At 50.8% G+C, this 6359-nt stretch carries 8 protein-coding genes and 1 pseudogene; 1 reads left to right on the top strand and 8 read right to left on the bottom strand.

Features of this window, described 5'->3' with window-relative positions; translation table 11 throughout:
• Positions 1–156: 156 nt before the first annotated feature.
• From TRICHSKD4_RS04780 to TRICHSKD4_RS04765, 4 genes and pseudogenes are all read right to left on the bottom strand, one after another.
• The gene (locus TRICHSKD4_RS04780) at positions 157–501 is read right to left on the bottom strand and encodes a hypothetical protein (RefSeq protein WP_009466314.1); all 345 of its coding nucleotides are present in this window, start codon (positions 499–501) and stop codon (positions 157–159) included.
• Positions 498–1547: pseudogene (locus tag TRICHSKD4_RS31565) on the bottom strand (phage Gp37/Gp68 family protein). Before TRICHSKD4_RS31565 ends, TRICHSKD4_RS04780 begins: the two are co-directional and overlap by 4 nt.
• On the bottom strand, positions 1540–2025 hold the full coding sequence (locus TRICHSKD4_RS04770) for a J domain-containing protein (RefSeq protein ID WP_009466311.1): 486 nt from the start codon (positions 2023–2025) through the stop codon (positions 1540–1542). Before TRICHSKD4_RS04770 ends, TRICHSKD4_RS31565 begins: the two are co-directional and overlap by 8 nt.
• A 382-nt stretch (positions 2026–2407) precedes the next feature.
• Positions 2408–2605 (bottom strand): hypothetical protein, encoded by a 198-nt coding sequence (locus TRICHSKD4_RS04765; RefSeq protein ID WP_009466310.1) that lies wholly within the window; start codon positions 2603–2605, stop codon positions 2408–2410.
• Between the two features lie 61 nt (positions 2606–2666).
• Between TRICHSKD4_RS04765 and TRICHSKD4_RS29005 the strand changes: the two genes are divergently transcribed.
• Positions 2667–3793, top strand: a protein-coding gene (locus tag TRICHSKD4_RS29005) for an IS3 family transposase (protein ID WP_085979603.1) whose coding sequence is annotated in 2 segments (ribosomal slippage) — positions 2667–2931 and positions 2931–3793 — 1128 coding nt in all. Because the reading frame shifts where the segments join, the coding sequence is not laid out codon by codon here.
• A 255-nt stretch (positions 3794–4048) separates the two neighbouring features.
• On the opposite strand, the gene TRICHSKD4_RS04750 is transcribed toward TRICHSKD4_RS29005, so the two are convergent.
• The 4 genes from TRICHSKD4_RS04750 to TRICHSKD4_RS31130 form a co-directional block, all read right to left on the bottom strand.
• Positions 4049–4387, bottom strand: coding sequence for a hypothetical protein (locus TRICHSKD4_RS04750; RefSeq protein WP_040616183.1), 339 nt, complete (start codon positions 4385–4387; stop codon positions 4049–4051).
• Between the two features lie 207 nt (positions 4388–4594).
• On the bottom strand, positions 4595–5287 hold the full coding sequence (locus tag TRICHSKD4_RS04745; protein ID WP_168156975.1) for a response regulator: 693 nt from the start codon (positions 5285–5287) through the stop codon (positions 4595–4597).
• A gap of 252 nt (positions 5288–5539) precedes the next feature.
• A complete protein-coding gene (locus tag TRICHSKD4_RS04740) occupies positions 5540–5992 on the bottom strand; it encodes a hypothetical protein (RefSeq protein WP_009466305.1) in 453 nt (150 codons plus the stop codon).
• A partial coding sequence (locus TRICHSKD4_RS31130; protein ID WP_040616182.1) for a hypothetical protein occupies positions 5989–6359 on the bottom strand: 371 nt, incomplete at its 5' end. The genes TRICHSKD4_RS04740 and TRICHSKD4_RS31130, both read right to left, overlap by 4 nt.

Here is a 6359-nt window from a genome sequence, read left to right as displayed (position 1 = left end):
TTGTATCACCAATTCGAACCCCATCGACATAGTGAGGGTAGAGTTCTTTACCGAACAGGTTGCTGCCGCTGGCCTTCAAGACCCGTCGTGTCTGAGTCTTCCTGCCTTCCAGTAGGGCGCGGACCATAGAGCCGGTGAAGAGGGTATCGTGAACTCTCATTGTGCTTCTCCCCGTGCTTTGGAAAGGGCAGCACGAACCGGATCAAGCTCGGCCATCATCGCATTGAGTGTTGGTGAATTTGACGGACCATCAAACTCGCTGCGGATTGTGTGTTCAGCTATTTGAAGAGCCAGCTGCGCGGCGCCGAACAGCTCCGGCGCTGCGGCTATTAGTCGAGCATTCTCGATATTTACGGCGACAGGGTTGGGCTTTGGAGAAATCTCACAAATTTCAGTCTCAGCATCTCCGGTATTGACGGTGAAACCTGTCAAACCATCTTTGTTGAAAGGGATCTCCCGATAGACCCAAGGCCCCTGCGTCCATTTGGGTTGCTTGGTCATCGTATATCTCCTGTTGTCGGGTACTCGTTATGCAGAACGCCATCGAGCAGGCGGCCTGCTACCTTCTTTCCCACCTTCTGAAACACGGCGTGTTCCTGTCCTTCATTGATGAATGAAAGGCCATCGTCCCATTTGGGATCGTTATCTATGTCGGAGGGGAATAGGACGTGTTGGTCTTCGGACTTGCCGTTTTGCGATTTCCAGCAGGGATCATATTCCGGTTCCCACGGTAGCCAATCGCCCCACTGCTTCACCAAAAATGGAACACCAGCGGCGGCGCATTGGTCCCGGATTGACCGGACCCAGTCAGGGTGCATCGGTCTGCCACCTTTGCCGGTTTCACCGCCGACTATGACCCATGAGAGATAGCCGCATAAGTCGACATAGGTACGGCCATTCACCGTAGCGCGGCTGTCTGTCGGCTAGGTCACAGAACCCTCTTGCATCCAGATCTTGCCGCGCAAAGCGTCCTGATAGCTTGGCGCATTGCCAATCGGCATCCCATAGGGAAGCGAAGTTAAATCTACAGGGCCAAGCAGGGGCTCAACCGACGCAAAACGCACGGGTGCTGGAAGCTTCAACAAACGAGGTATCCGCCGATCCGCTTCCACCTGGTTCTCAACCGTTGTCCCGATCCAAGCATTCGAAGGCCAATCCTCCATAAGGTCCGGGTACAGGGTCGGGATGTTCTGAGGGCGCTTGGTTAGCAGCAGGATATCCAGATTGGTGTACTGTCGAATATCCCCAACCAGTTGACGGCGCCAAATCGGATCAATTGATCTGTGGTTGTCACCAATGTCCGCAAGGCTGGCACAGAAGACACGGTACCGAACGCCGAGTTCTTTGGCCTTTTTGTCCCATATCCTCAGATTGGAGCGGGTCTTCGTCCGTTTCCGCGCAGCATGCGGCCCCCAACCTTCCGCCCATTTTCGGTGATTGTTCTGCGTCTCTGCATAGCAGTGGTCACAGGCGGGACTGACCTTGGTACAGCCAATCCATGGATTATAAGTGTGGTGGCACCATTCGATGTTGCTGTTCTCAGCCATTGACCGCCTCCAATGCTTCGGTACGGGCCCGGTTCAATTCGGCCATACGCTCATCGGAACCGCCGGCATCTGGATGATGTTTCTTGGCGAGCTGTCGATATGCTTCTTCAATGATCGACTTGTCGGGGGTGGTTCCTGGGCCGATGTTCAGCGCCATACGCCAGTGTACTTTTGTACCGCTGGAGGGAAGGGCCCTGAAGCCGGCGAAGGATGCACGGACGATATTCAGGCCACCGTGGCGTAGTTCAGTGCGACGGGCTTCGATGATGTGGTAGATCGCCTGTACGTTGTCCTGAACGTCGCAGTACCGATCGACAGCGATGCAGACAGACAAGCCATCCCACTGAAACCAAATCGCTACACCTGGGTCTTCGGGGTTGCGGGCGCCGAGTGTGACGTTTGAAGAAATGACAACATTCGATACGCGCTTGGAGCTGTCCTCACTGAACAGTCTGAGGGCATTCTTCACGTTGCTCATTGCCTTGTTCAGATTCGTATTGAATCGAGAGGCTGTGGGCTTGGCCGTGCGTGGGAGAGTTTCGGGCCATGACAACGGGAATGTTGTGGGTGGGGTGGTCATGGCGCGCTACCCCACATTTTGTACATGGAAGCTGCCATCCGGCAGTGGCGCGGCAGTGCGAGTTTTGAGTTCATGATAGGTTCTCCTAATGAGAACCATCTAATTTCTGCGAATTTTCGCCAATTTATCCAAATAGTTAGGTCTTACATATGGTTTGGGACCAGAGGGTCGCAAGTTCGAATCTTGCTGCCCCGACCACTTATTTTCAATGACTTAGTTAGATGGAAACTCAGAACAAAAGATGGTTCGGGTTTCAGACGTGGCTGCAAAGTGGCTGCAATCATGCGCCAAATCGGCCGTGGACTACGTTATTTGTTCCTGTTTCAGTCGCTGGAGCACTAAGAGAGCGTTTGGCTAAATGCTGCTCAATTTCTCGTATCACGAGGTCTGTGGCGAGCATCGCATCTTCAAGAAATTCCGGATCAAATCGCTCGTAATACTCCCCTGTGCTGGAGCCTTCCTGAGACTTGTGTCCCATCCACTTGATCCTCCCCCTTTGAAGTGGTCCATCGTTATGTTTAGGAAAACGGAGGATCAACATGGCTACGAAACGTCACAAGCCAGAAGAAATTGTCTCGAAGTTGCGGCAGGTTGAAGTCCTTGTCGGCCAAGGCATGCCGCGCATTGATGCCATTCGGCAGGTTCGTATCACCGAACAGACGTATTACCGGTGGCGAAAGCAGTATGGTGGGATGGGAACCGACCAACTGAAAGAACTCAAACGCCTTCAGAAAGAGAACGAGCGGCTGCGCAAGGCAGTGTCTGACCTGACCCTGGACAAGTTGATCTTGTCGGAGGCCGCAAAGGGAAACTTCTGAGCCCCGCCCGTCGTCGAGCCTGCATCAATCACATTCGTCAGCATCTCGGCGTGTCAGAGCGCCGAACCTGTCGTGTTCTGGGTCAGCACCGGTCTACGCAGAGGAAACCTCCAGCAGGGCGTGCTGACGAAGAACGTCTTGTGGCGGATATGATCGCACTCGCCCGTGAGTTTGGCCGTTACGGTTACAGGCGTATTGCAGCTCTGCTCAGAGATGCTGGTTGGCATGTGAATGACAAGCGTGTTGAGCGGCTGTGGCGACGAGAGGGGCTGAAAGTGCCAATGAAACAACCGAAGATAGGGCGGCTCTGGCTGAACGACGGATCATGTGTCCGGCTGCGGCCAGAGTATCCCAATCATGTCTGGAGCTATGACTTCGTGCACTGCCGAACCAATGAAGGAAAAGCGTTCCGGACACTGAACATCCTGGACGAGTATTCCCGAGAGTGCCTGGCAATCCGGGTGAAGCGAAATCTGAACTCCACCGACGTGATTGATGTGCTAACGGATCTCTTCATCCTGCGAGGTGTTCCAGCCTACATCAGATCAGACAATGGGCCGGAGTTCATTGCTCAGGCAGTCAGGGACTGGATCAACGCTGTGGGTGCAAAGACCGCGTACATCGAACCAGGTTCGCCATGGGAGAACGGATACTGCGAGAGCTTCAACGCCCGCCTCCGAGATGAGCTACTCAATGGTGAAATCTTCTACAGCTTAAAGGAAGCACAAATCCTGATTGAACAATGGAGGAAACATTACAATACCAAACGCCCACACAGCGCCTTGGGCTACCGACCACCGGCACCAGAAACCATCGTCCGGATGGACCAAAGCCCAGTCATGCACTAACAATCAAAACGGACCACTCAGGTGGGGCTGATCAATGCCCGATAGACATTATGGGGCACTGATTAGTTGCTCTTGTTCCATTATTTTACGCCCAAATTAATGCGGTCTATGGAAAGTGTGAGCTGCAGGACGCCGTACAGTATGAATTTGACTTGAAAAAACTGTCCAAGAAATACCTAGGCTTCACCACAGTTGTGGCTCGCAACAGCAGCACACAGCAAATCCCGGTCAGAAGTTCGATGCAGAAATCTCGAATTAAAAATCGATTTTGTCGGCGTCTCCAAAGGAGCCCTCAGTTTGCGTTTCGCTAGCATCGGAAATGAGATGTGTGAAGTCGAGGAGCATAAATGAAAGCGCCCAAGCAGAAATTGCATTTCCGGTATTAACTTCGGAAGAGTTGGAAGAACGGCCCGCATCGTCTGAATTTATCACATGCAGAACCAGAGCGGCGCCAAATATGGGTAGGCAACAAATTAACAAAAACTGAAGGCGTTTTTGAGATTGTTCGTAGGAATCGGACCTGTGCAACCGAATTGAGGCAGCTGTGGCAAGCCAAATAGCAACAATAAATAAAACCGATAATAACCAAACCATGATAAACACCTTTCAAAGCGCTAATTACATCAAAGGGTATTTGCAAACGGTTGAAATGTGGCGTTTTTCGCATAGGAATTTACTAGCTAAATCTAAATTGGTGGCGCAGTGTAAGCATACTTCTCTAATAGAGCGGCGTCCAAGCTGCCTAACCTAAGCAGGTTTGTGGTTAGGCTAGAAATTCCGGTATGAAAAACTATCTCTCACTCATGCGGATTTGGCGTTCGTAGCCCTTTGGTTCAAGTGGTGGTTCGAAGAACGAGCTTTCCATTCCTGCGCTTTATTTACCAGATCGCGAGTTGCTATGTCGACCGCCGCTTTGCTCTTAGGGTTATTGGCGTTTTGTGGAGCATTGAACAGATCGTCAATCACCTTGTGAACTTCTGAATTCTTCTTGGACGAAACTGCCTTTCGCAATTGAATTCGCTGAACGGCTGAGAGTTTTGTGGATTGATCTCTCTGAATCGGGCGACGCCCCTTGATCAAGCAATTTCCCGCCGCATCAAACATGAACTCCTGTTCATCTTTGGCAAGCCATTTAAGACGTTTTGACAAGGCTAAAGGAGAAATGGGTTTGGACAATACGAAATGGGCACCGGAATTGTGCGCATGCTGAACCAATGGTCGCGTTGGATGTGGCGTGATCAGACCGAAAGGAACAAAACACAATGGCCTCATGCTTTGATGTCTCACTAACCGTAACAATTTGCAGCCACTCATAGAATCAAGTTCCCATTCAGAAAGAACGATATTAGGGGTATCGACCAACATTGCTTCCAAGGCTTCATCGACATTGTCAAAAATGCGAATTCTGCCGATTCCGCAATAGAAAGCGCACGAACGAACCAAACTGAGAGTGAACCGATTTTTATCGATTACCATCAGATCAATATCATTCATTTCCAATCCAAAAGCGTAATTCTTTGTCATAGGTAAGAACACTTTCTGCATTTAAAACTGTATAAAGCCGCATCAGTCCGAATTACTCGAGTAATGATGGTCGGTGCGCACGAGATGTGTTGTGTGAAAACGTCGTGAAAACTTGGAATAAAAATAAAAAAATTGGAATATATTACAATTTTTCGTTATTTAATTTACACTAATTTAATTATTTATTTACGGAAATATAACCAATCAAACAGAGAGCTACTGTTAATTTTGCTTAGTTCTAGTTGCGTACAGCAACTGCCCCCTTCTTGTGGGTGCTGCTTCAGCCTTTCGTGACGTTCGCCGTTCGTGGTTCTCTGAGAGAGAAAGCTCTGCATTGTCTGCGAGACACTGAATCCCCGCGCCACGGTTATCGTTCAGCAGTTCGCTTGGCTTCACCTTGTCTAGGCTGACAAAGGTCTTCCAAGCTTCTCGGACGTAGCGGAGGTCGCCAACCTGATAGGGTAGCACCTTGAGCAGCTCGTCATGTCGGAGATCATGCCAGCGCATTTCCCTGTCGCGGAAATGCCAGTCATAACCACGCGTGTCCGAGGGGCCGAACTCTGTGATAGGGCCGAACCGCAAGAGCTTGTTCATCACCTTTCGCGTTTGTGTCTTTCTGTCCTCCAGAAGTCCGATAACCATGGAGCCGGTGAAAAGGGTATCGCGAACTCTCATTGTGTTTCTCCCCGTGCTTTGGAAAGGACGGAACGAACCGGATCGAGCTCGGCCATCATCGCATTGAAAGTTGGTGAATTTGACGGGCCCTCAAACTCGCTGCGGATTGTGTGTTCAGCTATTTGAAGAGCCAGCTGCGCGGCGCCGAACAGCTCCGGCGCTGCGGCTATTAGTCGAGCATTCTCGATATTTACGCGACAGGGTTGGGCTTTGGAGAATCTCACAAATTTCAGTCTCAGCATCTCCGTATTGACGGTGAACCTGTCAAACCATCTTTGTTGAAAGGGATCTCCCGATAGACCCAAGCCCTGCGTCATTTGGGTTGCTTGGTCATCGTATATCTCCTGTTGTCGGGTACTCGTTATGC

Origin of the sequence: Roseibium sp. TrichSKD4, from assembly GCF_000148725.1 — a bacterium.
Classification (GTDB): Bacteria; Pseudomonadota; Alphaproteobacteria; order Rhizobiales; family Stappiaceae; genus Roseibium.
The sequence above is the reverse complement of the archived record's forward strand: the minus strand, read 5'-3'. Positions and strand labels throughout refer to the sequence as shown.